The sequence below is a fragment of the Agrobacterium radiobacter genome (assembly GCF_040801995.1).
Lineage (GTDB): Bacteria > Pseudomonadota > Alphaproteobacteria > Rhizobiales > Rhizobiaceae > Agrobacterium > Agrobacterium radiobacter.
In genome coordinates, this window is the sequence record NZ_JBEGHX010000002.1 from 481,783 (window position 1) to 505,647 (window position 23,865).

21 protein-coding genes are annotated in these 23,865 nt (G+C 59.6%); 5 read left to right on the forward strand and 16 right to left on the reverse strand.

Going from position 1 to position 23,865, the window contains the following annotated elements; translation table 11 throughout:
- Positions 1–139: 139 nt before the first annotated feature.
- Complete coding sequence (locus MRBLRC7O_RS16135) at positions 140–1,393, forward strand: NAD(P)/FAD-dependent oxidoreductase (RefSeq protein WP_077998645.1); 1,254 nt, start codon at positions 140–142, stop codon at positions 1,391–1,393.
- Positions 1,394–1,408: 15 nt separating this feature from the next.
- Here MRBLRC7O_RS16135 and MRBLRC7O_RS16140 read toward each other — a convergent pair whose 3' ends face one another.
- Positions 1,409–1,942, reverse strand: coding sequence for a type 2 periplasmic-binding domain-containing protein (locus MRBLRC7O_RS16140; RefSeq protein WP_003510324.1), 534 nt, complete (start codon positions 1,940–1,942; stop codon positions 1,409–1,411).
- Positions 1,943–2,011: 69 nt separating this feature from the next.
- Complete coding sequence (locus tag MRBLRC7O_RS16145; RefSeq protein ID WP_003510326.1) at positions 2,012–2,236, reverse strand: aa3-type cytochrome c oxidase subunit IV; 225 nt, start codon at positions 2,234–2,236, stop codon at positions 2,012–2,014.
- Positions 2,237–2,652: 416 nt separating this feature from the next.
- Here MRBLRC7O_RS16145 and MRBLRC7O_RS16150 point away from each other — a divergent pair, with 416 nt between their 5' ends.
- Together MRBLRC7O_RS16150 and MRBLRC7O_RS16155 are read left to right on the forward strand one after the other, a co-directional pair.
- Positions 2,653–3,192 carry a TRAP transporter small permease subunit gene (locus MRBLRC7O_RS16150; protein ID WP_003510329.1) on the forward strand — a complete coding sequence of 180 codons (540 nt, stop codon included), beginning with the start codon at positions 2,653–2,655 and terminating at the stop codon, positions 3,190–3,192.
- Between the two features lie 32 nt (positions 3,193–3,224).
- Complete coding sequence (locus MRBLRC7O_RS16155; protein ID WP_060724802.1) at positions 3,225–4,694, forward strand: TRAP transporter large permease; 1,470 nt, start codon at positions 3,225–3,227, stop codon at positions 4,692–4,694.
- Between the two features lie 387 nt (positions 4,695–5,081).
- On the opposite strand, the gene MRBLRC7O_RS16160 is transcribed toward MRBLRC7O_RS16155, so the two are convergent.
- The gene (locus MRBLRC7O_RS16160) at positions 5,082–6,179 is read right to left on the reverse strand and encodes a TRAP transporter substrate-binding protein (protein ID WP_003510333.1); all 1,098 of its coding nucleotides are present in this window, start codon (positions 6,177–6,179) and stop codon (positions 5,082–5,084) included.
- A 304-nt stretch (positions 6,180–6,483) separates the two neighbouring features.
- Between MRBLRC7O_RS16160 and MRBLRC7O_RS16165 the strand changes: the two genes are divergently transcribed.
- Positions 6,484–7,239: a gamma-glutamyl-gamma-aminobutyrate hydrolase family protein gene (locus MRBLRC7O_RS16165; RefSeq protein ID WP_060724803.1), complete on the forward strand. Its 756-nt coding sequence runs from the start codon at positions 6,484–6,486 to the stop codon at positions 7,237–7,239.
- A gap of 80 nt (positions 7,240–7,319) precedes the next feature.
- Here MRBLRC7O_RS16165 and MRBLRC7O_RS16170 read toward each other — a convergent pair whose 3' ends face one another.
- The 3 genes from MRBLRC7O_RS16170 to MRBLRC7O_RS16180 all read right to left on the reverse strand — a co-directional run bounded on the left by MRBLRC7O_RS16170 (position 7,320) and on the right by MRBLRC7O_RS16180 (position 11,095).
- Positions 7,320–8,351 carry an ABC transporter permease gene (locus tag MRBLRC7O_RS16170; protein ID WP_003510336.1) on the reverse strand — a complete coding sequence of 344 codons (1,032 nt, stop codon included), beginning with the start codon at positions 8,349–8,351 and terminating at the stop codon, positions 7,320–7,322.
- Between the two features lie 32 nt (positions 8,352–8,383).
- The gene (locus tag MRBLRC7O_RS16175) at positions 8,384–9,925 is read right to left on the reverse strand and encodes a sugar ABC transporter ATP-binding protein (protein WP_060726908.1); all 1,542 of its coding nucleotides are present in this window, start codon (positions 9,923–9,925) and stop codon (positions 8,384–8,386) included.
- Between the two features lie 240 nt (positions 9,926–10,165).
- Positions 10,166–11,095: a sugar ABC transporter substrate-binding protein gene (locus tag MRBLRC7O_RS16180; protein WP_060726909.1), complete on the reverse strand. Its 930-nt coding sequence runs from the start codon at positions 11,093–11,095 to the stop codon at positions 10,166–10,168.
- Between MRBLRC7O_RS16180 and MRBLRC7O_RS16185 the strand changes: the two genes are divergently transcribed.
- A complete protein-coding gene (locus tag MRBLRC7O_RS16185) occupies positions 11,067–11,402 on the forward strand; it encodes a hypothetical protein (RefSeq protein WP_003506748.1) in 336 nt (111 codons plus the stop codon). The two genes, MRBLRC7O_RS16180 and MRBLRC7O_RS16185, sit on opposite strands and share 29 nt — an antisense overlap.
- 199 nt (positions 11,403–11,601) lie before the next feature.
- Here MRBLRC7O_RS16185 and MRBLRC7O_RS16190 read toward each other — a convergent pair whose 3' ends face one another.
- The 10 genes from MRBLRC7O_RS16190 to MRBLRC7O_RS16235 form a co-directional block, all read right to left on the reverse strand.
- On the reverse strand, positions 11,602–13,044 hold the full coding sequence (locus MRBLRC7O_RS16190) for a M20 family metallopeptidase (RefSeq protein WP_060726910.1): 1,443 nt from the start codon (positions 13,042–13,044) through the stop codon (positions 11,602–11,604).
- 126 nt (positions 13,045–13,170) lie between these two features.
- Positions 13,171–14,715 (reverse strand): ABC transporter substrate-binding protein, encoded by a 1,545-nt coding sequence (locus MRBLRC7O_RS16195; protein WP_060726911.1) that lies wholly within the window; start codon positions 14,713–14,715, stop codon positions 13,171–13,173.
- 36 nt (positions 14,716–14,751) lie between these two features.
- Positions 14,752–15,588 (reverse strand): serine hydrolase, encoded by an 837-nt coding sequence (locus MRBLRC7O_RS16200; RefSeq protein ID WP_060726912.1) that lies wholly within the window; start codon positions 15,586–15,588, stop codon positions 14,752–14,754.
- Between the two features lie 13 nt (positions 15,589–15,601).
- Positions 15,602–17,236 (reverse strand): ABC transporter ATP-binding protein, encoded by a 1,635-nt coding sequence (locus MRBLRC7O_RS16205; protein ID WP_060726913.1) that lies wholly within the window; start codon positions 17,234–17,236, stop codon positions 15,602–15,604.
- Positions 17,233–18,051 carry an ABC transporter permease gene (locus MRBLRC7O_RS16210; protein ID WP_003500526.1) on the reverse strand — a complete coding sequence of 273 codons (819 nt, stop codon included), beginning with the start codon at positions 18,049–18,051 and terminating at the stop codon, positions 17,233–17,235. The genes MRBLRC7O_RS16205 and MRBLRC7O_RS16210 overlap by 4 nt, the downstream gene beginning before the upstream one ends.
- Positions 18,048–18,992: an ABC transporter permease gene (locus tag MRBLRC7O_RS16215; RefSeq protein WP_060726914.1), complete on the reverse strand. Its 945-nt coding sequence runs from the start codon at positions 18,990–18,992 to the stop codon at positions 18,048–18,050. The genes MRBLRC7O_RS16210 and MRBLRC7O_RS16215 overlap by 4 nt, the downstream gene beginning before the upstream one ends.
- A 180-nt stretch (positions 18,993–19,172) precedes the next feature.
- Positions 19,173–20,078, reverse strand: a complete 906-nt coding sequence (locus tag MRBLRC7O_RS16220; protein ID WP_003506755.1) for a LysR family transcriptional regulator — start codon at positions 20,076–20,078, stop codon at positions 19,173–19,175.
- Positions 20,079–20,194: 116 nt separating this feature from the next.
- The gene (locus MRBLRC7O_RS16225) at positions 20,195–21,139 is read right to left on the reverse strand and encodes an isoaspartyl peptidase/L-asparaginase family protein (RefSeq protein ID WP_060726915.1); all 945 of its coding nucleotides are present in this window, start codon (positions 21,137–21,139) and stop codon (positions 20,195–20,197) included.
- A gap of 45 nt (positions 21,140–21,184) precedes the next feature.
- Positions 21,185–22,723, reverse strand: a complete 1,539-nt coding sequence (locus tag MRBLRC7O_RS16230) for a hydantoinase/oxoprolinase N-terminal domain-containing protein (protein WP_060726916.1) — start codon at positions 22,721–22,723, stop codon at positions 21,185–21,187.
- A complete protein-coding gene (locus MRBLRC7O_RS16235) occupies positions 22,720–23,796 on the reverse strand; it encodes an S-methyl thiohydantoin desulfurase family protein (RefSeq protein WP_003506758.1) in 1,077 nt (358 codons plus the stop codon). Before MRBLRC7O_RS16235 ends, MRBLRC7O_RS16230 begins: the two co-directional genes overlap by 4 nt.
- Positions 23,797–23,865: the final 69 nt, after the last annotated feature.

Sequence of the window (23,865 nt, forward strand, 5' to 3'; positions counted from 1 at the left end):
CTATATTCTCCTTGTCTATTTGGGACCGCTTATTTGCCACAGTGCTGATATTTCTGCGCCAGCGACACGATGCGGCCTTTCATCCGGGCGGCATTCATTGTTATGGCGGGGTTGAAAGATTTGTGTTGCAGGAGCGCCGATGACCAAAACCCTGAAATGCGATGTGCTGGTGATCGGCACCGGCATTATCGGTTCCATGGCGGCGCTTTATCTGCAGAATGCCGGACGCGAGGTAGTGCTTCTGGAGCGCGGCGAGGTTGCCCGGGGGGCGAGTTCCGGCAATGCCGGCATTCTGGCTTTCCCCGAAATCATACCCATTCCCGCTCCCGGCATCATAAAAAAAGCACCGCGCTGGTTGTTCGATCCGCTCGGCCCGCTCAGCGTGCCGCCTGCCTATGCGGCGAAGATCGCACCCTGGCTGTGGCGTTTCTGGCGCGCCAGCGCCGAGCGCAACTTCCGCCACGGGCTGAAATCGCTGACGGAAATCAACCGGCTGGCGGCCATGGAAATGGCCCATATCACCGCCATTCCGGAACTTTCGCACCTCGTTTCAAAAACCGGGACGCTCGATCTTTACGACAGTGAGGCAAGCCTCAACGCTGCCCGCAAGGACTGGGACGAAAAGGAAAACGCGGGCTTCACCTTTGAGCGCGTCGGCCGCAACGAAATCGAAGAGCTGCAACCCGGTCTCGCGCCGCAGTTTCGCCACGCCATATTCTCTCCCGATGGCCTGCAGGTCTCCGACCCCTATGATTTCACCCGCGCTATTTTCGATCTGGTGATTGCCCGTGGCGCGAGCCTGCGCAAGGGCGAAGCCGAACGCATCGATGCCGTTGGCGAAAGCACGATCGTTACGCTTGAAAACGGCGACAAGATTGATGCCGACAAAGTGGTGATTGCCTGCGGCGCCTGGTCGAGGAAGCTTGCCGCGACGCTTGGCAACATCGTGCCGCTCGAAACCGAACGTGGCTACAACACCACCCTTCCCGCCAGCGCTTTCAACCTGACGCGCCAGCTTTACTTCAACGATCATGGCTTTGTCGTCACCCCGCTGGCGACGGGCATCCGTGTCGGCGGCGCGGTCGAACTTGGCGGGCTGGAACTGAAGCCGAATTTCCGCCGTGCAGAGGCGATGCTGAAGAAGGCTGGGCGTTTCCTGCCCGGACTGAAGCTGGAGGATGGAAAACAATGGATGGGTTTCCGCCCGTCCATGCCGGACTGTCTTCCCGTCATCGGCACGGCCCGTGCCACGCCCTCCGTCATCTATGCTTTCGGCCATGGCCATCTGGGGCTGACACAATCCGCAGCCACCGCCCGTCTGGTGACGCAGCTGGCCAGCGGCGAGGACACGGCAATTTCGGTCGACCCATTCCGTCCGGGACGCTTCTCCTGAACGAAAGAGGCCGGTCTATTTCACCGGCTGCATGGAATCCTCAGGAAATTCCACCTCGGCAAAGGACGGGTAGACCTTGCGCAGGATGGTCACCTGTTGCTGGTCGCTGACCCTCAGCAGGTACCAGTCCGCACCATCCATCAGCGCCAGCGTGTGGGATTTCGCCTCGATCGTCTGGCCGCCGGTTTCCATCACCGTCTTCGTCGGAACGAGCGCATAGGGCGTTCCGTCAGGCGTTTGCGCAAGAGTGATTGCCTGCGTATCCATGGTGAATTCGGTTATCTTGACCGCCGCAAGCGCCATCTGCATCTGCGTGGTCAAGGCGCCGCGCAATTGTTCCACACTAACACCCGCGTCGCGTGCGATGAATTCAAAGATTTTCGGCGGCACGGTCCTGCCGACAAGCTCAAAATCCTGTGCATTCAAAGCCGTGCTGAACCGCTCAATCCGTGTGCGCAGGCTATCCTGCTCGGCAGGCGAAAGATCGCGCGACAATGCGGGATGCGCAATCGCCACCAGCAGAAACAGACAATAAAACAGACGCTTCATGGCTTGGCCTCTCCGGTTATCCGGCATCGCCCGGTTTCCAGGACGGAAACCGCTCATGAACGGGATTGTTCAGCGCAGCAGAAAGAAACCCGCGGCCGACAGCACCGCAAAGACGACCACACCGCCAAGGAAGCCGGCGGCGGTGAAGAAACCCGCGACCATGGCCAGCATCAGCACGCACAGCAACATGGTGCCATACTTCGTCAGGGCCAGAAAACCGTTATAGGTCTTTTCGTGCTCGGCGTAATTCATCTCGGCGCCAACTTCGACCGGACCCGTGTGGTGTTCGCTCATTCCGCTTCCCCTTTGCTCCATCCGTCATGCCCGTCGTACGGGGAAATCTGCCCGCGGACGATCACGGACCCATGCCGGATTCTCCGTAGCCAGAGGTAACATGAAGTCGCCGAAAAGCGCAATGCGTTCTGCGTGAAAGAGCGGCAACGGCATGCAGCACGACCGCTCAACCGGGCGAAACATGCCATAGGGCAACATTCTTTCGCAAACGGTTGAAAAGGGCGCTCGGTCGAGCTGTTTCATGGCGGTTTTGGTTGCTTTTCGAACCGCCTGACCATACACGGGATTCTGTGGGGAGGAACTCTGGAGCCTGTGGCAGCGGAAGCACGTGGAGGCGTGGCTGCAGCAGGGATACCGGGCTTTGCTCTCCGCCATAAACCCGCAAAGGGCCCGAAAAGGGAAGAGGGGAAAGTTATATGAAGTCGCTTTTAAAATTAAGTGCGCTGATAGACCTTGCAAGCGAAGCACTGGGCAAGGTCGCCGGTTATCTCGTGCTCATCTGCTGCCTCGTCAGCGCCGGCAACGCCATGGTCCGCTACGCCCTGAACTACAGTTCAAACGGCTGGCTGGAAATCCAGTGGTACATGTTCGCCTTCATCGTGCTGATAGGCGCATCCTATACGCTGCGCATGAACGAACATGTGCGAGTGGACATCATTTATGGCGCGATTTCGCCGCGCAGCCGCATCTGGGTGGATATTATCGGCATCGTGCTGTTTCTGTTGCCCGGCTGCTTTTACCTCGCCTGGCTTTCCTGGCCCATGTTCACCCTGTCCTGGCATCAGAACGAAATGTCCTCCAATGCCGGCGGTCTTATCCGCTGGCCGGTGAAATTCATCATTTTCGCCGGTTTCGCTCTTCTGGTTCTTCAGGGTTTTTCCGAACTCATCAAGCGCATAGGGGCTCTTAACGGGCTTTATGCGCTCGATACGAAGTACGAAAAACCCCTGCAATGATCACACCGATCTGAACCTTCAGGATATTTCCCATGTTCGAATATGGTATTCTTCCGCCACTGATGTTCCTCGGCATGATCATCTTCATGCTTTACGGATTTCCGGTTGCTTTCTCGCTCGCCACCGTCGGTCTCGTTTTCGGCATCATCGGCATCTTCACCGAGCATTTTTCACCGGCTTTTCTTCAGGCGCTGCCGCTGCGCATCTTCGGCATCGTCTCGAACGACCTTCTGCTGGCCATCCCCTTCTTCACCTTCATGGGCGCGATCCTCGAGCGATGTGGGCTTGCGGAAGATCTGCTTGAAGGGACCGGCAAACTGTTCGGCGCCATTCCCGGCGGTCTCGCCTATGCCGTCATCATCGTCGGCGCAATTCTCGGCGCGATTACCGGCACGGTTGCCGCCTCGGTCATCACCATGGGCGTCATCTCCCTGCCGATCATGCTGAAATACGGCTACAATCCGCGGCTTGCCACCGGCGTCATCGCCGCATCGGGAACAATCACGCAGGTCATCCCGCCTTCGCTGGTTCTGATCGTTCTTGCCGACCAGCTCGGCAAATCCGTGGGCGACATGTATCTCGGCGCCATCGGCCCGTCGATCCTGCAAGTCGCCATCTTCATGCTCTTCATCCTGTTCATGTCGATCGTACGGCCGAAGGACCTGCCGGCGCTGCCGCCGGAAGCGCGCGGCGAACTCGACCGCAAGCTGGTGTTCCGCGTGCTGGCGGGCATGGTCCCTTCCATCGTGCTGATCTTCCTCGTGCTCGGCACCATCTTCCTCGGCCTCGCAACGCCCACCGAAGCCGGTGCGCTCGGCGTCGTCGGTGCAATGGCCTTGGCAGCCGCGCACCGCCGCCTCAGCTGGGATCTCGTCAAGCAGGGCATGCATTCCACCATGCATATCACCTCCATGGTGGTGTTCATTCTGGTCGGCGCCACCTGCTTTTCGCTCGTTTTCCAGGGCATGGACGGCTCGCTGTGGATCGAACATATGCTGTCGGGCATTCCGGGCGGCCCCATCGGCTTCCTGATCTTCGTCAACATCTTCATCTTCTTCCTCGCCTTCTTCCTCGATTTCTTCGAGATCGCCTTCATCGTCATCCCGATGCTGGCCCCGATCGCACAGGCGCTCGGTATCGACCTGATCTGGTTCGGCGTGCTGATCTGCATCAACATGCAGACGAGCTTCATGCATCCACCCTTCGGATTTGCGCTGTTCTACCTGCGCTCCATCGCACCGCGCACGGTCAAGACGTCGGATATCTACATGGGTGCCATTCCATGGCTCGGCATGCAGCTCATCCTCGTCGCCATCGTGATCTTCTGGCCGGAATCCGTTACCTACTGGCTGGACAAGGCACCCGAAGTCGATCTGAATTCCATCAAGATCGAGATACCCTCATTTGGCAATCAGGGCGGCAACACCATGCCTAATTTCGGTCAGCCGGGTGGATTGCCAGGCATGCCTAATCTCGGCGAACCACCGAAGATCGGACCGTAAGAGCTGTCTTGTAAGGACCTGGCGAAACGCTTATGATTGCGGAGTGGAAGACAGGGTTGCAGCCCTGCCTTCCGTTTTGCTTATCGTTTGAAATGAAGCCGGACAGTCAGTGACCAGCCTGTTCGGTTTTTTTCTAACGGCAAACGCAATGCTCAGTGGTTTCCACATCGCATCACCTCCACAGTTGAGAGCAGGGCCTTTGCCGAGGTCGGCGTGGCAAATCCCCGCCGACACTCCGGCTGGTCGCGGAGCCTGCTGCTTTTGCTCACAACGGATTTGATCGTAAATCATCCTTTGTTGTCGGACACGTGAAGGCATGCGCGCACAACAAAAACCCCGGAGATCGAAATCCCCAGGGCCTTTGCTCGGTCCGCCGTCACCGAATAATCAGAGCTTGCCGTTACGCTGCTGGATCATCATGAAAGTATCGAAAGTGTATTCCGCAAGCTGCATCCACAAATAACCTTCGCGCTTGAAGGCAACCTGGTCCTCGTAGATCTTCTTGAAGTCCGGATTGGACGCCGAAATATTGGCGTACACTTCCAGTGCGGCCTTGTAGCAGGCCTCGAGGATTTCCTGGCTGAACGGCCGCAGTACCGCACCTTCCGACACCAACTGCTTGATGGCGATCGGGTTTTTCGCGTCGTATTTCGCCATCATACTGGTGTTGGCGAAAGCGCAGGCATCCTGCAGCGCCGTCTGGTAGTTTTTCGGCAGGCTGTTCCACTTGTCCAGATTGACGAAGGAATGGATGACCGGGCCACCTTCCCAGAAAGCGGGATAATAGTAATATTTCGCCACCTTCTGGAAGCCGAGCTTGTGGTCGTCGTAAGGACCGACCCACTCCGCCGCGTCGATGGTGCCTTTTTCCAGCGCCGGATAGATGTCGCCGCCGGCGATCTGCTGCGGTACGACGCCGAGCTTTTCCACTACCTTGCCGGCGAGACCGGCAATGCGCATCTTCACGCCCTTGAAATCGTCGACGGTATTGATTTCCTTGCGGAACCAGCCGCCCATCTGCGCGCCGGTATTGCCCGAAATCATGCCGTAGAGATTGTGTTTGGCGTAAAACTCATTGAGTAGCTTGTTGCCGTTGCCTTCATAGAACCATGAGTTCGTCAGACGGGCGTTGAGGCCGAAGGGTATCGCCGTGCCGATGGCGAAGGTCGGATCCTTGCCGACGTAATAATAGGAGCAGGTGTGGCACATTTCCACCGTGCCTGATGACACGGCATCGGCCGCCTGCAGGCCGGGCACGATCTCGCCCGCAGCAAAGGGCTGGATGGTGAAATTGCCGTCGGTGGCAGCGGCGACGTGTTTGGCGATATCCTCGGCGCCGCCATAGATCGTGTCGAGCGATTTCGGAAACGACGACGTCAGACGCCAGTTGATCTTGGTATTCTGCTGTGCAATGGCGGGCGCAGCCAGAGCTGCAGTGGCAGCTCCCGCAAGCGCACCTTTTTTCATAAAGGAACGGCGATCCATCTATATCCTCCCAGATATGAACGCTGCCCGCAGCTTTGAATTCCCCTCGTTGCTGTTCAGGCATCACAGCAAAGTAAGCACGGTTACCGCCCGGCTGACAAGCACCCGCGCCAAGAATTAATCACGGAAAAACCGGCCTTTCCGGGAATTTTCCGAAACTCTGCTTCGCATTTTATTTGCAACTGAAATATCCCGGCACCGCCTTATACTTTAGGCGCATACAGGATCGTCAGAACGCAAAACGCGTGCTTGACTTGGCCAGCCGGCAGTCGCACAAATTTCGAAGATTCGTCCCGGAGCCACCATGCCAAAACCAATTATCGCCGTACCCGCCGACATAAGGCATTTCACCGGGGCCGACTGGCACGCCGCGCAGAACCAGTATGTTTCCGCCGCATTGAAAGTGGCTGGTGTCATGTCCTTCATCATCCCGGCCTTCGAGGACGGAAACGAGGTTGACGCCATTCTCGACCGGGTGGACGGCCTGCTCGTGTCCGGCTCCGCCACCAATGTGCACCCTTCCCTTTACGGAAAAGAAGCGCAGGAGAGCGACGGCCCGTTCGATCAGGCTCGCGACGCCACCAGCCTGCCGCTCATCCGCCGCGCCATCGAGCGCGGTATTCCGATGCTGGCCATCTGCCGCGGCATTCAGGAACTGAACGTCGCACTGGGCGGTACGCTTGCTTCGGAAATTCAGGAGCAGCCCGGCATATGGGACCACCGCAAGCCGGAACATGACGACCGCGACGTGGCCTTCGCCATCCGCCAGCCGGTACATGTGCGCGAAGGCTCCTGCATTGCGCAGCATCTTGGCATATCAGGCGAAATCCAGATCAATTCGCTGCACCGGCAGGCGATTGCCGAGACCGCACCACGCCTGCAGGTGGAAGCAACGGCGGCGGACGGCACGATCGAGGCCGTTTCCGTCATCGACGCCAAGGGCTTCGCCGTTGGTGTGCAGTGGCATCCGGAATATTGGGCCGAGACAGACGCACCCTCACGGGCATTGTTCGAGGCCTTCGGCAAGGCCGTCCACGACTATCGAAACAGCAAGGTCTGAACCGCCGCTGATCCCCTCGGCCCACAAGAACACAAAAAAGGGGCAAGCCTGAAGGCCTGCCCCAAGTCTGGGAGGAGGATTTAGCGCTTTGCGCGTTTCTTCTGCCGGTAGACGTCAGCAACGACCGCGGCCACGATGATGAGGCCTTTGACGATTTCCTGGTAATAGGCATCCACCCTGAGGAAGGTGAAGCCCGACGTCATGACACCGAGAATGATGGTGCCGATCACCGTTCCGGTGATGCGCCCGGCACCGCCGGCGAGCGACGTGCCGCCGATAACGGCCGCGGCGATGGCATCAAGTTCATACATCACGCCCATGCCGGCCTGCGCCGTCTGCGCGCGGGCAGCGGTAACGACGCCGGCGAGACCGGCCAGCATGCCGGCAATCGCATAGACCTTGATCAGATGCGCCTCGATATTGATACCGGAGACGCGGGCCGCCTGCTGGTTGGCGCCGATGGCATAGGTGAACTTGCCGTAGCGCGTATAACGCAGCGCCACATGGAAAATGACGGCGACGACGAGGAAAACCACGACCGGCCAGATACCCGTGCCGATGAAGTTGAAACCGTCGGTGAGCCCCGAGATCGGCTGGCCCTTCGTATACCATTTGGAAAGACCGCGCGCCGTCACCATCATGCCGAGTGTTGCGATGAAGGGCGGAATTTTGGTACGCGCGATGAGCTGTCCGTTGATGAAACCCGCCAGGGTACCGGCCAATATGCCGACCGCGAGCGGTATGAAGAAAGGCAGATCGGTCAGCCCCGGATAGAGAGCTCGCGGCCATGTGGAGGATTGCGCCACGCTGGCGGACAACATCGCCGTCAGGCCTACGACGGAGCCGGAGGAGAGATCGATACCGCCGGTGATGATGACCTGGGTCACGCCAACCGCGATGATGCCGATGACAGAAACCTGCAGGATCATGATCGTCAGGCGCTGCTGGTTCATGAGGAAGCTCTGGCCGATGAAAATCCAGCCGAGAATTTCATAAACCAGCGCAATGCCGATCAGCACGAAAAATATATTGGCCTCGGGCGGGATGCGCCGGTGCGGCTTGCGTCCGGATTTTGCATCCAACTCCGTGTTGGCGGCGGCGTTCGTATTCATAATCGTTCCTCCTCGAGAAATCCCGGCGCGCCTCACCGCGATGCGAGATCCATCACTTTCACCTGCGTGGCTTCACTTCTATCAAGGAAGCCCGTCACCCGACCTTCATGCATGACCATGACACGGTCGCTCATACCCAGAACCTCCGGCATTTCGGAGGAAATCATTATGACGGCGACGCCCTGGCGCGCCATCTCGCAAACCAGCTTGTGAATTTCGGCCTTCGCCCCGACATCGATGCCGCGCGTCGGCTCATCCAGAATGAGAATGCGCGGTTTGGTCAGCATCCAACGACCGATCAGAACCTTTTGCTGGTTGCCGCCGGACAGGTTTTCGATACGTTCGTAAAGATGCGGCGTCTTAACCCGGAGCTTGCGGCACATCTCCTCGCAGGCTTCCGAAAGCGCGTTTTCCTGCACGAAACCATTGGCGACATATTTGTCCTGCAGGACGGCGATCTGCATGTTCTCAAGAATATTGAGGATCAGCAGGCACCCCGTATCCTTGCGGTCCTCCGTCAGAAACGCCATGCGGTGACTGATAGCCTTCGTCGGGCTGTCGATCGAAACCGGCTTGCCGTTGATCGTTATCGTCCCTGAGGAAGCGGGCGTCACACCGAACACGGTTTCCGCCACATTGGAGCGGCCCGAGCCGACAAGACCTGCAACGCCGAGAATTTCACCGGCGCGGACATCAAAGGAGACGTCATGGAACACGCCATCAAGGTTCAGGTTCTTGACCGACAGAACGACGTCGCCGATCGGAACCTCTTCCTTGGGGAACATCTGGGTGATTTCCCGGCCCACCATCATGCGGATGATGTCGTCACGCGTCACATCGGTGGAAGCGTGAGTGCCGATATATTTGCCGTCGCGGAAAACCGAGAACTCGTCGGCGATCTCGAACAGCTCGTTCATCTTATGGGTGATGTAGACGATGCCGATGCCGCGCTCCCTAAGATCACGAATGATGCGGAAGAGATGCTCGACCTCGCGCTCCGTCAGCGCAGATGTCGGCTCGTCCATGATGAGAACGTCGGAATCGTAGGAAACCGCCTTGGCGATCTCAACCATCTGACGGCTTGCCACCGAAAGCTCACCAACACGGGTTTCCGGATCGAGATCAATACCCAGCCTCTCAAGCAGGGTCTGGGTGCGGCGATACATTTCGCCGTGATCAATGAAGCCCAGCCGGTTTTTCGGCTCGCGGCGGATCCAGATGTTTTCCGCAACCGTCATGTAAGCCATCAGGTTCAGTTCCTGATGGATCATGGCGATGCCGTTCTCCAGCGCATCGAGCGGGGAATCGAGACGGATCGGCGCGCCTTTCAGGCGAATTTCGCCGTTGTCCGGCTGGTAGATGCCGGCGAGAATCTTCATCAGCGTCGATTTGCCGGCGCCATTCTCGCCCATCAGCGCATGCACGGTGCCGCGCTTGAGGTGGAATTGCACATCATCGAGCGCCACGACGCCGGGAAATTCCTTGCGTACGCCATCCGCTGCGAGAAGAAACTCCGCATTCGGCACGGCTCCGCTGGCGCGCACGGCGGCCATTGTCGATGGACTGACAACCATCTCACCCTCCACAATAGACAAAAATGACCGGAGATAGGGTTTTGCCAGAGGGCGCACCCTTGCCTCCGGGGAGGCTTACAGCGCCGTGCCGATCACGACACAAGGGCGCTGTAACACTTTGAATTCACTGAAATCCCATCGCAATCCGCTCACACACCGAAGCTTGCTCCCCAGTGCTGACGGGAACCGGCATCTGCCTCCGGGATCACCTGAAACAGGCGCAGATGCCGGAAGGGGCCGTTAGTTCTTGGCCACGTAGTCCTTGACGTTTTCAGGCGTGACGAGCTGGAAAGGAATGTAGACCTTCTTCTCGACCTTGTCGCCCTTGACGAGCTTCAGCGCAGCATCGAGAGCACCCTTGCCCTGCCCCGCCGCATCCTGAAAGACCGTGACGTCGAGATCGCCCGCCTGCATGGCCGCGAGCGCATCCTGCGTGGCGTCAACACCGGCGACGACATAGCCTTTCATATCCTTGCCCGCGGCCTTCAGCGCCTGGAGAGCACCAATCGCCATTTCATCGTTGTTGGCGATGACGGCGTTGAACTCGATGCCGCTGGAGAGCCAGTTGGTCACGAGGTCGGAACCCTGCGTACGCTGCCAGTTCGCGGTCTGCTCTTCAACCACGGAAATGCCCTTGCACTCGTCGGTCTTCAAAACATCTTTCGCAGACTGTGTGCGCATGCGCGCAGCCTGGTTGGAAAGCTCGCCCATCATGATGACCGCATTGCCCTTGCCACCGAGAAGGCGGCAAACCTCTTTGGCCTCAAGCGTGCCGGCAACCGTTTCGTCGGAGGCGACGAATGCCTGGCCATCAGGCAGGCTGTCGACGTTCACCGGCTGGCGGTTGACGTAAACAAGCGGAATTTTGGCATCGGCGGCAAGCTTCGACATGGCCGCCGTCGCATCCGTGTCAACCGGGTTGACGATGATCGCATCGACCTTGGACGCGATGAAATTCTGAATCTGGCTCTGCTGCTTGGCGACGTCGTTCTGCGCGTCCTCAACCTGCAGGGTGACGCCCTTCAGTTCCTTGGAATAATCCTGCATGCCGTTGCGCAGCACTGTCAGGAAGTTGTCGTCGAACAACGCCATCGAGACACCGACTGTCTCCGCATGTGCCGCTGTGCCGAGAAGCGCAGACATGGCTGCGCCGATGATAAATTTCCTCATTGTTTTTCTCCTCCATGGCGTCCGGCGCCGCCTCTCCCAGCCGGAGGCGAACCCGAAAGCCCGCCGCAACCTCCTCACGTCCAGAAAACGGAATAATGAAACCGATTTTCTGTCTGTTCGATATATTTATTCCATTTTTGGTTCGAACGTCAATGCTTTCTTCGCAGCCCTGCTGTGGAGCGGCGCACAAGACTGTGATGATTGGACATTCAAGAGCACGCACGTTCCAGACCGGATTGCCGATGAAGGTGCCAAAGCTCTGTTCGCCCCATTCCCGGTCTTTGGGCGAGGAACCATAAGCCGTTGAAATTACGGCTTGCGGTTCGGAATTGGGATTAACTCGGCTGAGATGGAAGATTTATTCCAAACCGCAATCCGCCGGCCCTCTTTTCAGAAGGCCGGCGGCGCATCGGATTTCTTCACCTTGGAACGTTCATGCGATTCACCATGCCGCCTGTGGAAATCTGGCGGCAGACGGACGGCGGCAAATGGAAGTGCGTAGCGCCTTACGGGTGGGAGCCAGGCATGACATCGGCGGGAATCGGGCAGACATATTTGCTGCCTTCGGTCTTTTCCTGCCACTCCCTCTTGGCGTTGGCGAGCAGTTCCGGCGAGATCATCAGCGCAAGGCCTGTCGACGCCATTGCCTTGGCAGCATGCGCCATGGCCTTGTGTGCGGCAGAGCTTTTGCCCTGCGCCACCACCTGCCAGGTATGCGGATTGGTGCCGACCGCCCAGGCCGGCGTCCAGCACTGCGCGGTTGGCGTCACCCAGCTGACGTCACCGACATCGGTGGAACCCGCCCGGAAATGCGATTGTCCCTCGAAATCCCGCAGGCCGAGATGCAGGGGCGTCGAACCATCGATCTTCCGGTTGGAAAAAACATCGCCCTTTATCTGGTAGAGCCGGATGCTGCTTTTGATCGCCTCGTCGGTGAAAGTATCCTGAATGCGTTTGGCGAAAGCGATATCCGCCTCGTCGAAGGCGATAGGGCCAAGCGCCACCATGTTTTCATGCATCGCCGTTTCCAGCGTGATGTTGGGAAGGAGATTGGTGGAAGCGGTATCGAAGACGATCTCCACCTCGGTTTCGGTCATCATCGCCGCGCCGCGCGCGACCTTGTCCACCCGCGCGGCAAGATCGAGCGCCTGGCGCATTTCCGGGGCGCGGATCAGGTAAAGTACTTCGGCCTTCGCCTGCACCACATTCGCCGCCTTGCCGCCGGTATCGGTGATCGCATAATGCACCCGGCAATCCTGCGGCATATGTTCGCGCAGGAAGTTGACACCGACATTCATGAGTTCGACGGCATCGAGCGCCGAACGCCCGAGATGGGCGGCGTTGGAGGCGTGGGCTGCAACACCCTTGAAACGGTAGAAATATTCCAGCACGGCAAGATTATTGGTTGAGCGTACGCCGTTGAACGGTGCCGGATGCCAGGTCAGCGCCGCGTCGACATCATCGAACAGGCCGGCGCGCACCATGAAGGTCTTGCCGGAACCACCTTCTTCGCCGGGGCAACCGTAATAACGCACTGTGCCGGGAAGATGATTGGCATTCAGATGCCGGGCGAGAGCAATAGCGGCCATCAATGAGCCGACGCCAAGCAGGTTGTGGCCGCAGCCATGGCCGGTGGCGCCTGCCTCGCGCGGCTGCACCTGCGCCACATCGGCCAACTGACTCATGCCGGCCAGCGCATCGAATTCGCCGAGGAAGGCGATGACCGGCTTGCCGCTGCCGAATTCGCCGATGAAGGCCGTTTCCATGCCTGCCACGCCGCGGCGAACCGCAAAGCCATTTTCCTCAAGCGCTGCAGCCAGAACGCCGGCAGATTGCCGTTCTTCGAATTTCAGCTCAGCAAAATCCCAGATACTGTCGCTCAGGGTGGTGAAATCGGGCTTCATCGCCTCGACTTCGGCGGCAATCGACATCACGGCATCACGGTTCATGGCTTGTCCTCGCATTTCCGCCCTTTGCGGGCACGCGCAAGCGCTTCGGCGGAAACTCCGCCAAATCCTTACGCTCTATGATGGAAAGACCGCGCCAGAGTCCGCCTCCGGCGCGGTCATAGTAGATCAGTTGTCGACCGAGACTTCCCAGAGACGGGCGTTCGACTGCCAGACCGGCTGGCCCTTCAGCTTTTTCGTCGCGCCCCAGACATCGACCATGTCGTAAAGGAAGATGCCCGGCATTTCCCTCAGCATCAGTTCGTGAAATTCGTCGAAAATCTTCTGGCGCTTCGTCTGGTCAGCCTCGACATAGGCCGCCTTCATCAGTTCGATCGCCTTCGGATCATCCCACATCAGGGAGGCGTTCTTGTCCTTGTTGCCGACATAGAAGGCATACATCAGCGCCGGGTCGAGACGCGGGGCGACCGACTGCGAGATCACCTGATAATTGCCGGAACGGCGGCGATCCACCTGCGTCGCATAATCCAGCACCTCGATCTGCACGTTGAGACCCGCCTGCTGCATCATGGCCTGCGCCATGACGGCAGCCGGGAAGCTCGGCACGTTGCCGCGCTTGTTGGCGATGATGGAGATCGGCTCGCCCTTGTAACCGGCGGCGGCCAGCTCCTTCTTGGCCGCTTCGATGTCATAGGCCGGACGCTTCTTCTGGGCCTCGTCGTAATAGACCGAATCCTGCGAGACCATCGAACCGTTGGCTTCACCCGTACCGTTCGATGCAGCCGCGACCAGTTCGTCGAGATCGAGCGCCATCGCCATGGCGCGGCGCACACCGGGATTGCTCAGCACCTTGTCGCGGGTCTGGATGTAGAACAGGTTCTTGCCGTTGTTGCGGGAGACGATGAGCTGCATCTTCTCATTGGTCTTGAACTCGGGAATGAGATCGGGAGAAATCTCGGCAGTATCTAGCACGCCGGATTCAAGCCCGGCCTTCACGGTCGAGGCATCGGGAATGACCATGAACTTGATGCCATCGGCGAGCGGCCGCTTGGAGCCAACCATGCCATCCGGCTTACCGTCATTTGCCGGCGAAACATAATCGGCAATTTTGGCAAGACGGATATATTCGCCCTTCTTCCACTCGTCCCACTGGAACGGCCCGGTGCCGATCGGCTTGGCGAAGCTGCCATCGGCAGCAACCGATTCCGGCGAGATCATGCCGGTATAACCGCATTCCGGCCGCGACATGAGGCCGAGGAAGACGGCCGAGGGTTTTTCGAGGGTGATCTCGACCGTGGATGCATCCGTGGCCTTGACGCCGGTGACGTGTGCGGCTCCGCCTTCCGCGAAATCGTTGAGGCAGGTCCATTTAGTTTCCGGCTTCAGATAACGTGTCCAGTTCCAGACGACATCCTCTGCGGTGAGCGGCTTGCCATTGTGGAATTTCACGTCCTTGCGAAGCTTGAAAGTATAGATCAGGCCGTCAGAAGAGACATCGACGGTTTCGGCGAGAAGCGGCTTCACCTCGCCGGCATTGTTATAACCGACAAGGCCTTCGACGATGTGCAGGATAACCCCGTCCGTATTGCCGTCGCGGTTCACACCCGGATTGTTGCTGCGCAGATCGGAGCTTTGCGCGATGGTGATATCGCGGGCCGCCGCGATATTGGCGGTCACGAGCAGGGCAACGCCTGCAAGAAGAAGTTTTTTCACTGTTCTACCCTCTTTGTTGTCATTGATTGTGAGTGATTAAAACCCGTCCCAGCAGGCCTGTGCCAGCCGGCCGATCGTTTCGAGCGCGATGGTGTATCCCGGCGTGCCGTCCGGCAGGGTGTGCGGCACTTCATCGGTATAGGCGGTGATGATGAAAGACGGCGCGCCGTTCCTGTAGACGATGCCGGCATCCATGCGGCCGCGCTTGCCGCGTCCGCTCTTACTCGCCACCATGGCCTCGAAAGGCAGACGGGAGCGGATTCCGTAACGCAAAATCTGGTTCTTCAGCGTCTGCATGGCCCACTCGCACAATTGCGGGCTGCAACCGAGTTTTGCCTGTGCCTCGGGCGAGGATTGCGCATCGAGAATAGTCTGAAGCAGCAGCACCTGATCCGCCGCGGACGTGGTGGTGACGGTCTTCAGCGGATGATCGGCCGCCAGCGCCAGCGGCGGAATGAGGAAACGATGATGGGTATTGGCCATGCCGAGTGATTTGCAATAACCATCCACCTCTTCCAGCGTCAGCCTCTCCAGCACCATCTTGGTGCAGACATTGTCGCTCAGCACCATCATGCCGGCGAGCGCATCGCGCAGGGAAATGACAATGCCCGGCGTCAGATAGCGGAACATGCCGCTCGCCACTTCTTCCGCCAGCCTCTTTTCATAGGTGACGGGCTGGTCGAGATCGATCCGCCCTTCGCTGGCGGCCTTGAGCACGGCCATCATGATCGACGTCTTGCGGGTGCTGCCCGATGGCGTCTCCTCGTTTTCTCCCCGTCCGATCTCTTCGCCGGTCAGGAGATTGCGCACCATGAAACGTGTCACGAAAGGCTGTGCATCACAGATAGCATTCAGTTGGGCAGCCACAGTCATTGTCATCTTCCTGTTAAACTTCATCTTCCAGACGCCATTTCAGTGTCACACCGCCCTTTTCATTCTGGTCGAGGGCGGGAATGGCCGAGAGCAGCCGGCGCGTATAGGCCTCTCTCGGGCTGTCGAAAATCGTATCGCGGTCGCCCTCTTCGATGATGCGACCGTCCTGCATGACGACGACACGGTCGGCCACCTGCTCGACCACACCGAGATCGTGGCTGATGAACAGGCAGGAAAAACCGTAACGTTTCTGCAGATCGGAAAAGAGATCGAGCACCTGCGCCCGCACCGTCACGTCAAGGGCGGAGACAGGTTCGTCAGCGATCAGGAAACGCGGACGGCGGGCAATGGCGCGTGCAATCGCCACACGCTGGCGCTGGCCGCCGGAAAGCTCGTGCGGGTAACGGGTGGCATAATCAGCGCCAAGTCCCACCTCTTCCAGCGTTTCCAGCGCGCGTTTGCGCTTGGCGGCCTGGTCGAGACCGGGCACGAGGCGCAGAGCCTCCTCCACGAGCGCCTGAATGGTCATGCGCGGATCGAGAGAGGAATAGGGATCTTGAAACACCATCTGGCAATTCAGACGGTAGTCTTTCCAGTCCTCGTTGCGCTCCCGGCCCTGAAAGCGGATTTGCCCTTCGCTTTCCTTGACGAGACCGGCGATGGTGCGGCCAAGCGTGGTCTTGCCAGAACCGGAGCCACCGACCAGCGCCACGACCTCGCCTTCATGAATATCGATGCTGACGCCATGCAGCGCCCGCTTCGATTTGGCTTTCTTGAGCAGCGACTTGCGACCGGCATAATCAACGACGATATTCCGGGCCGAAACCATCGGCGCCTTGCTCGTGTCGACGGCGCGCGGCTCGCCACGAAATGGCAGGGAGGAAAGCAGCTTTTTCGTATAGGGGTGCTGCGGCGCATCCAGCAGGTCCTCGGTGCGGCCCTGCTCGACGATCGCGCCTTTTTCCATCACCACGATGCGGCTGGTATAACGCGCCACCATGGGCAGGTCGTGGCTGATGAGGAGAACGGCAGTGCCTTCCGCCCGCGTCAGCTCGACCATCAGTTCCATGACATCGCGCTGGATGACCGCATCAAGCGCCGTCGTCGGTTCATCGGCGATCAGCAAAGCGGGTTTCAACAGCATGACCGAGGCCAGCATGATGCGCTGGCGCATGCCGCCGGAAAACTCGTGCGGATAGGCCGCCAGCGCACCTTCGGGGTCGCGGATGCCCACCCGTCGCAGCATGTCGAGAATTTTCTCGCGACGCTCTTCGGGCGACAACTTCGTGTGAAGGATCAGCCCCTCCTCCAGCTGCCGGCCAATCGTCATCGATGGGTTGAGGGAGGTCATCGGCTCCTGAAACACCACGCCGATCTCCGCGCCGCGGAGACGCCGAAGCTCCTTCACCGGCAAGGACATGACATCCTGCCCCTTGTAGATGATCGACCCGCCGGTGACGGCGATGGCCGGCGGCAAAAGCGAGATAAGCGCGCGGGTTGCGAGCGTCTTTCCCGAGCCGCTTTCGCCGACGATGCCGAAGATTTCGCCCGCGGCAATATCGAATGAGACATCCTTGACGACTGGGTGGCCGGTTCTGGCGACCTCCAGCGAAAGGCCGCGAACGGTGAGAAGCGTACTATCAGTCATTTGAGACCTCTCATGCGCGGGTCAAGCCTGTCGCGAAGGGCGTCGCCCAGAAGATTGATGCCAAGCAGCGTCAGCGCGATGCAGAGACCGGGGAAAAGCCCGAGCCACACGGCCTGCTGGATGAAGGGCCGGCCGGCGGCCAGCATGTTGCCCCAGGTCGGAGCCGGCGGCGGCACACCAAGACCGAGGAAGGACAGCGCGCTTTCCGACAGGATGGCCCAGCCGAACATGGAGGTGGCAAGAACCGTGATCGGCGCAATGCAATTGGGCAGGATGTGGCGGAACATGGTGTAAATCTCGCCATTGCCCATTACCAGCGACGCCTCGATGAATTCCCGCTCACGCAGAGAAAGCACGGCACCGCGCACCACGCGGGCCATGGATGGCGTATAGGCGATGCCGAGTGCGAAGATGATGCCATACTGATTAGCGCCGAAAACCGCGAGCAGCCCGAGTGCGAGTAGAATACCCGGAAAGGCCAGGAGCGCATTGTTGATGGCCATGATAACGCCATCCACCCAGCCGCGTGCATAACCGCTGACAAGGCCGATCAGGGTGCCGCAGATCGTTGCGAAGCTGACCGTCAGAAAGCCGATCCAGACACTGGCGCGCGCGCCGACCATCAGACGGCTGAGAACATCGCGCCCGAATTCGTCGGTGCCGAGAAGATGGCTCGGACCGGGTGCAGCCAGACGCGAAGCGAAGCCGAGCTTCATCGGGTCATAGGGCGTCCAGAACAGGCCGGTCACGGCAGTGATGAGCAGGAGGGCGATGAGAAAGCCGCCGATAAGCCCGTTAAGTGTGAACTTTTTCATTCGGCAACCACACGCGGATCGAAGAGGGGATAAAGAAGGTCGACGAACAGGTTGACCAGCACATAGGACAGCGAGACGAACAACAGGCAGCCCTGTATGACCGGATAGTCGCGGGCAAAAATACTGTCGACCATCAGCCGTCCGAGGCCGGGAATGGTGAACACCGTCTCGATGACGGCGATGCCGCCAAGAAGATTGCCGAGAATGAGGCCGATCATCGTCCAGGTCGGGCCGAAGGCGTTCTTGAACGCGTGCCGCCAGAGAACCGCACTTTCCGAAAGCCCCTTGGCGCGGGCATGGGTGATGTAATCCAGCCGCAGCACTTCCAGCGTCGAGGCACGCGCCATGCGGATCAGAACACCCATTTCATGGATCACCAGCGTCATGACAGGCAGGACCAGATAAAGCATGCCGCCGACCAGATTGTCGCCGATCGACACATATCCCAGCACCGGCAGCCAGCCGAGCTTGAGGCCGAAAAACAGAAGAAGCAGAAGGCCCAGCCAGAATGTCGGGATGGACAGCAGCAGGGTTGCCGTTCCAACAAGGGCAAGATCGGTCAGGCTGTTCTGCTTCCAGGCGGCGATCACGCCCGCCGGAACCGCAATCAGGCTGGCGAGCAGCACGGCGACCACGACGATCTCGGCGCTGACGAGGAAGCGCGACACGACCAACGGCAGCACCGGCTCGTCATTGACGATGGAGCGGCCAAAATCGCCCTGCACCACATTGCCGGCCCAGATGAGGAACTGTTGCGGCATGGACTTGTCGAGGCCGAGTTCGGTCCTCATCGCTTCGATCTGTTCCGGTTGCGCCATGTCACCCAGCATCAGGGCAGCCGGATCACCCGGAATAAAGCGGATGAGCGCGAAGACCGTGATCGACACGAATGCGATCGTCGGCAGCGCCATCAAAAGACGGCTCAGTATGAATCTTATCATCGGTTCCCCACGATTGATGGCGGGGAATGGTATCCCGCCTCTATCGGTTTCGTTGCTGGCGACTATGACGGATTGATAAATAAGGCGCAATATTATGCATAAATGTCATATATCTATGCAGAATGACGGCGCGTTTGATCCTGATGAGGACAATGAGATTTTCCGCCCAAAATCCCGTTTTCAGTCGATTTTTTGCGAAAGCTGGATTTCCCGCTTCAAGGCATCACTCAGCGCCTGCGCAGCGATGGACAAAGGTGCGCCGGAAGCGCGGGCAAGACCGAACTCCTGCGTCGCCTGGGGAACGAATGGTCGGGCAACAACGGGAAGATGCCGGTAGAGGTTAGCATAAAAACTGCTGATGATCGTTACTCCCAACCCATGCGCCACATAGGCGCAGGCGGAACTGTTGGTGTGGGTCTCGATCTTCACCATCGGCTTGACGCCGGCCTTTTTGAAAACCTGATCGAGCGCCATGCGGTTCGGCCGCTGGCGGCCGATCAGAATGAGCGGAACATTGCGCAGGTCCTTGACTGTGATTTCGTCAAGCTTGGCCAGCGGATGATCCTCACGGACCACACAGACGCTTTTGCCGGTCGCGACACGCTCAACATCGATGCCCGGGCCAATCTCGCCCTCCATCCGCAGGAAACCAAGATCGATCACCCGCTCGCCAACGAGCTTGTTGATGGCGGTCGTCGTTTCGAAAAAGGTCTCAATACGGACGCCGGGAAAATCCCTGACATAATCGATCAGCATGGCGGGCGCGAAATTTTCCCACATGCTGCTTGGCAGGCCGATGCGGACGATTTCCGGGCCAGCCGCACCATTGCGCAGATCCTCGGCGTGGCCGGACATGCGATCGACCGCAAGCAGCACATTCTCCGCATCCCGCGCAAGAAGCACCGCCTCCGGTGTCGGGATCAGCCGCCCCTTGTCACGGGCAAACAGCGTCAGCGACAGGTCCGCCTCGAGCTGCGCCAGAAGCCGGCTGATACCGGACTGGCTGAGCCCCATGGCCTTGGCAGTGGCGATGGTCGAGCCGGTGGACAGAAGCGTGCGCAGGACTTCGAGCTGCTTGATATTCATGAGGCCAGCACCATGGATGAAAAGACGAGCCGGTTTCGGTTCAGACCTTTTGCCGCCGATAAGCCTTCATGTCACCGGTTTTTTTAGCATTGTCATGCGGTCCGCTCGGTCGCCGGTTACAATTCCACCTCATAGACCCTGTCGTGGGTGGCGACGCGGGCCTCTCCTGATGGGGTCACCCAGCCCCGGAACATGCCGGGCGTATTATAGGGTGCGGCAATGCTGCCTTCGGCATCGATGGCGACAAGACCCGCACCGATATCGTAGGGCGCCAGATCCTTGTGGACGAGGTTGCCGGCGGCGGTTTCCAGATCCTGCCCGAGATAGGCGACACGGGACGCGATCTCATGGCCGACGACGTAACGGATGAAAAATTCACCCTTGCCGGTGCCGGAAACGGCGCAGGCGCCGTCGCGTGCATAGGTGCCCGCCCCGATCACAGGGCTGTCACCCACCCGGCCGTCAGGCTTGTTGGTGTAGCCGCCGGTGGATGTCGCGGCTGCGAGATGCCCAGCAGCATCGAGTGCCACGGCACCGACGGTTCCGTGTTTTTCGTTTTCCGTCGCTTCCGTACCTGCCGTGGCATGGGCCTTCATGGCCGCCAGCGCCTCGACACGCTTTTGCGTGGTGAAGTAGGATTGAGGCTCCGTGGCAAGCCCTCTCTCCTTCGCAAACCGGTCAGCCGCTTCACCGGTGAGATAGACTGCGCGTTCATCCTCCATCAGCGCCCGGGCCGCCTTCACCGGGTTGCGGATGGCGCGAGAGGCGCTGATTGCGCCTGCCGCAAGGGTCTTGCCATCCATGATCGACGCGTCGAGTTCGTGAATGCCATTCTCGTTGAGCGCCGCCCCATGGCCTGCGTTGAAATGCGGGCTGTCCTCCATAACGACGACTGCCGCCTCAACCGCTTCCAGCGCAGTTCCGCCAGCCTTGAGTACACCATAACCGGCGCGCAGTGCCGCCGCCAGATCGTGGCGCGCCGCTTCCCATTCCTCCGGAGTCATGCTGTCTTCCGGCATAACCCCGCAACCACCGTGAATGGCCAGTGCGATCTTCGTCATATCCTCACTCCACTGTTGCCCCGCCGCAGGCAGGGCCTCTTACCATCAATGAAAGGCGATATCGCCGATAACACGCACGCGGACCCTGCGAGCGCCGCCAGGCAGATAGGCGATGGGAATATCCTCCACCTCAAGCGTCTTGAGGCTCGCGCGCTCCGCTCCCGAAGCGACCGCTGCGTTCTGCGCTTCGGTCTCGGCTTTCGCAAGGGCCTCGTCGCGGCTCAACCCGGAAAAGACCTGATCCACCTCACCGGACACCTGCGCCATCGCTGCGCCAAGCGCATTGGCAACGCCTGCATTTTCCACACGCAGCACCTCGGATGCGCCCGGCACCTGCTCCGGTATCAGGAATGCGCCGCCGCCGACCGCAACCAGCGGCACGTCTTCGGCTGATGTCTTCATCTGGTCGAAACTGTCGGCCACCATGTCGCGGATACGGCCGAGCGTCGCCTGCACGAATGCCGCATCGAGGCCCTTCACACGATCCCTGTCGCCCATCTCGATCAGGCCAGCCGCAACGGCGATATCCGATGCCGTCAGTGTCTCACCGCCGAAAACGCGGGCTTCGGTCAGGATGCGATACCCAACCGAGCGCGGGCCGATCTTGCCTGTCTGCGGGTCGACAATGGTGCCACCGCCCAGTGCTATAGGTAGAAGATCGGGCATGCGGAACAGGGTGCGGACCCCGCCAATATGGACGATATTATTTGCCTCACGCGGAAAACCACCGACAAGGCAACCAATATCGGAGGTAGTGCCGCCGACATCCACCACCATGGCATCGGAAAGCCCGGTGAGAAAAGCGGCACCACGCATCGAATTGGTCGGGCCGGAAGCGAAGCTGTGCACGGGGTTTGCGGCAGCTACATCCGCAAGCGCCACGGTGCCGTCATTCTGTGTAAGATAGAACGGCGCCTTTACACCTGCTTCGCGCAGCGCATCCGAAAATGCCTGTACCGTGGTCCTGCCAAGCGTCTGCAAGGCGGCATTCAGAAGTGCGACGTTTTCGCGCTCCAGAAGCCCGATACGGCCCAGCGTGTGGGAAAGCGTGATGCGTGCATCGGGGATCACCGAACGGACAATCTCCGCCGCCCTCACCTCGCACTCCGTGGTCAGCGGCGAAAAGGTTGCCGAAATGGCGATCGAGGTAATGCCTGCATCGCGGATTTTCATTGCCGCTTCACGGATTTCATCCGGGATCATCGGCACCAGCGGACTGCCATCGTATTCATGGCCACCATGAACCATGAAGATCAGCGGATCGACGGCCTCGTAGAGATCCTTCGGCCAGTCGCACATGGGCGGCAGTGAAGAACCGGTAGGCAGCGCGATGCGGATGGCCGCAACTCGCCCCAGCCGGGCGCGCTCCACGACAGCATTGGTGAAATGGGTGGTGCCGATCATGACCGCATCGATCGGGCGATCTGCCGCGCCGACATGGCCAGACACGTGAGCGAGGGCCGCCTTCACGCCGGACAGGACATCCTGCGTGGTCGGAACCTTGATCGAGGCAACGATGGCGTCTCCATCGATCAGAACGGCATCCGTATTGGTGCCGCCAACGTCAATACCGATGCGTTTCATGGGAATACCGATCTGAAATCAATGTCATAACCGAAGGCACGCGGGCCAACGGCAGCAATGCCGGCAGGCGTCGTCAAGAGTTCCGGCGCCGGCAGGGCGATAACCGTGACACGCTGGCCATAGCGCACCGATTCCGTGCCGATGGCGCTGCCCGAAACAGTGTCGAGAAGGCAGATCAGGTCCGGCGTCATGGCGACCGGCTGGCCGTCGCGGAAGGCGACCGCCCACTCGTTCTGGAAGGCAAGTTCCATGCGTGAGCCGCGATCGGCGTCGATGCCTTCAATGGTCGTACTGCCGCGCAGAAAGCCACCGGTGGTCTCGCGGGCGACATCCACCACCTTGCCGCGGAACAACTGTTTGCCACCCTCATGGTTGAGAACCGCCTGAACCGGGTCATCATGGCGTGCACGCGCCTCCATCACCGCGCGCCCGAGTTCGGTCGCCTTTGTGACGGTGTAATGAATGCCCCATTCCTTCACTTCCTTGCCGGTGCGCGGCGCCTTGCAGGTGGCGGCGGTGGAACCGACTTCGGTGCAGACCTTGCGCGAGATGCGCTCCATCCATTTCCACGATGCAGCGCGCGTCACGATCACCTCATTGTCTCGCACATCGACCAGAGACAGCGGAAACATCGGCAGGTTGCCGATGGCGAATGAGGTCATCTGCGCTTCGGGATAAGCACGTCCCATGGCATCGGCATTGACGACGGGCCGGTCGAGCATGGCGGCGGCGAGGAAGGACGATAACGCATTCGAGCCGCCGATTTCCACGCTCATGATCGCCCGGAAAGGCTTGCCGAGATAATCTTCCATGACCTCGACCGCGCGGGCAAGATGAACGGGGTCTCCCAGCCGTTCCTGACCAACAAGCGGTGCACCCATCTTGGAGACGACCGCAACCATGTCGTCATCAGCAAGCGCCATGGGGTCCATGACCTTCACCCGCCTGCCTTCGGCATAAAGACGGCGCAGATTGAGCGTCGAGATATAGGGATTGCCTCCACCGCCCGTTCCCAGAATCCAGGCGCCGGTGGCAAGAGGTTCGATATCGTCTTCGGAAAATTCCTGGATCATGCGTCATCCTCGGGCATGCCGCAGCCTTTCCGGCGCAAGCGATGCTCCTTCCCTTTATCGTTCCAAGTC

What these genes read in the sequence shown, in the direction of transcription:
- MRBLRC7O_RS16135 (WP_077998645.1), top strand. Translation starts at nt 140, where the DNA reads ATGACCAAAACCCTGAAATGCGATGTGCTGGTGATCGGCACCGGCATT.
- MRBLRC7O_RS16140 (WP_003510324.1), bottom strand. Translation starts at nt 1,942, where the DNA reads ATGAAGCGTCTGTTTTATTGTCTGTTTCTGCTGGTGGCGATTGCGCAT.
- MRBLRC7O_RS16145 (WP_003510326.1), bottom strand. Translation starts at nt 2,236, where the DNA reads ATGAGCGAACACCACACGGGTCCGGTCGAAGTTGGCGCCGAGATGAAT.
- MRBLRC7O_RS16150 (WP_003510329.1), top strand. Translation starts at nt 2,653, where the DNA reads ATGAAGTCGCTTTTAAAATTAAGTGCGCTGATAGACCTTGCAAGCGAA.
- MRBLRC7O_RS16155 (WP_060724802.1), top strand. Translation starts at nt 3,225, where the DNA reads ATGTTCGAATATGGTATTCTTCCGCCACTGATGTTCCTCGGCATGATC.
- MRBLRC7O_RS16160 (WP_003510333.1), bottom strand. Translation starts at nt 6,179, where the DNA reads ATGGATCGCCGTTCCTTTATGAAAAAAGGTGCGCTTGCGGGAGCTGCC.
- MRBLRC7O_RS16165 (WP_060724803.1), top strand. Translation starts at nt 6,484, where the DNA reads ATGCCAAAACCAATTATCGCCGTACCCGCCGACATAAGGCATTTCACC.
- MRBLRC7O_RS16170 (WP_003510336.1), bottom strand. Translation starts at nt 8,351, where the DNA reads ATGAATACGAACGCCGCCGCCAACACGGAGTTGGATGCAAAATCCGGA.
- MRBLRC7O_RS16175 (WP_060726908.1), bottom strand. Translation starts at nt 9,925, where the DNA reads ATGGTTGTCAGTCCATCGACAATGGCCGCCGTGCGCGCCAGCGGAGCC.
- MRBLRC7O_RS16185 (WP_003506748.1), top strand. Translation starts at nt 11,067, where the DNA reads ATGGCTGCGCCGATGATAAATTTCCTCATTGTTTTTCTCCTCCATGGC.
- MRBLRC7O_RS16180 (WP_060726909.1), bottom strand. Translation starts at nt 11,095, where the DNA reads ATGAGGAAATTTATCATCGGCGCAGCCATGTCTGCGCTTCTCGGCACA.
- MRBLRC7O_RS16190 (WP_060726910.1), bottom strand. Translation starts at nt 13,044, where the DNA reads ATGAACCGTGATGCCGTGATGTCGATTGCCGCCGAAGTCGAGGCGATG.
- MRBLRC7O_RS16200 (WP_060726912.1), bottom strand. Translation starts at nt 15,588, where the DNA reads ATGACTGTGGCTGCCCAACTGAATGCTATCTGTGATGCACAGCCTTTC.
- MRBLRC7O_RS16205 (WP_060726913.1), bottom strand. Translation starts at nt 17,236, where the DNA reads ATGACTGATAGTACGCTTCTCACCGTTCGCGGCCTTTCGCTGGAGGTC.
- MRBLRC7O_RS16210 (WP_003500526.1), bottom strand. Translation starts at nt 18,051, where the DNA reads ATGAAAAAGTTCACACTTAACGGGCTTATCGGCGGCTTTCTCATCGCC.
- MRBLRC7O_RS16215 (WP_060726914.1), bottom strand. Translation starts at nt 18,992, where the DNA reads ATGATAAGATTCATACTGAGCCGTCTTTTGATGGCGCTGCCGACGATC.
- MRBLRC7O_RS16220 (WP_003506755.1), bottom strand. Translation starts at nt 20,078, where the DNA reads ATGAATATCAAGCAGCTCGAAGTCCTGCGCACGCTTCTGTCCACCGGC.
- MRBLRC7O_RS16225 (WP_060726915.1), bottom strand. Translation starts at nt 21,139, where the DNA reads ATGACGAAGATCGCACTGGCCATTCACGGTGGTTGCGGGGTTATGCCG.
- MRBLRC7O_RS16230 (WP_060726916.1), bottom strand. Translation starts at nt 22,723, where the DNA reads ATGAAACGCATCGGTATTGACGTTGGCGGCACCAATACGGATGCCGTT.
- MRBLRC7O_RS16235 (WP_003506758.1), bottom strand. Translation starts at nt 23,796, where the DNA reads ATGATCCAGGAATTTTCCGAAGACGATATCGAACCTCTTGCCACCGGC.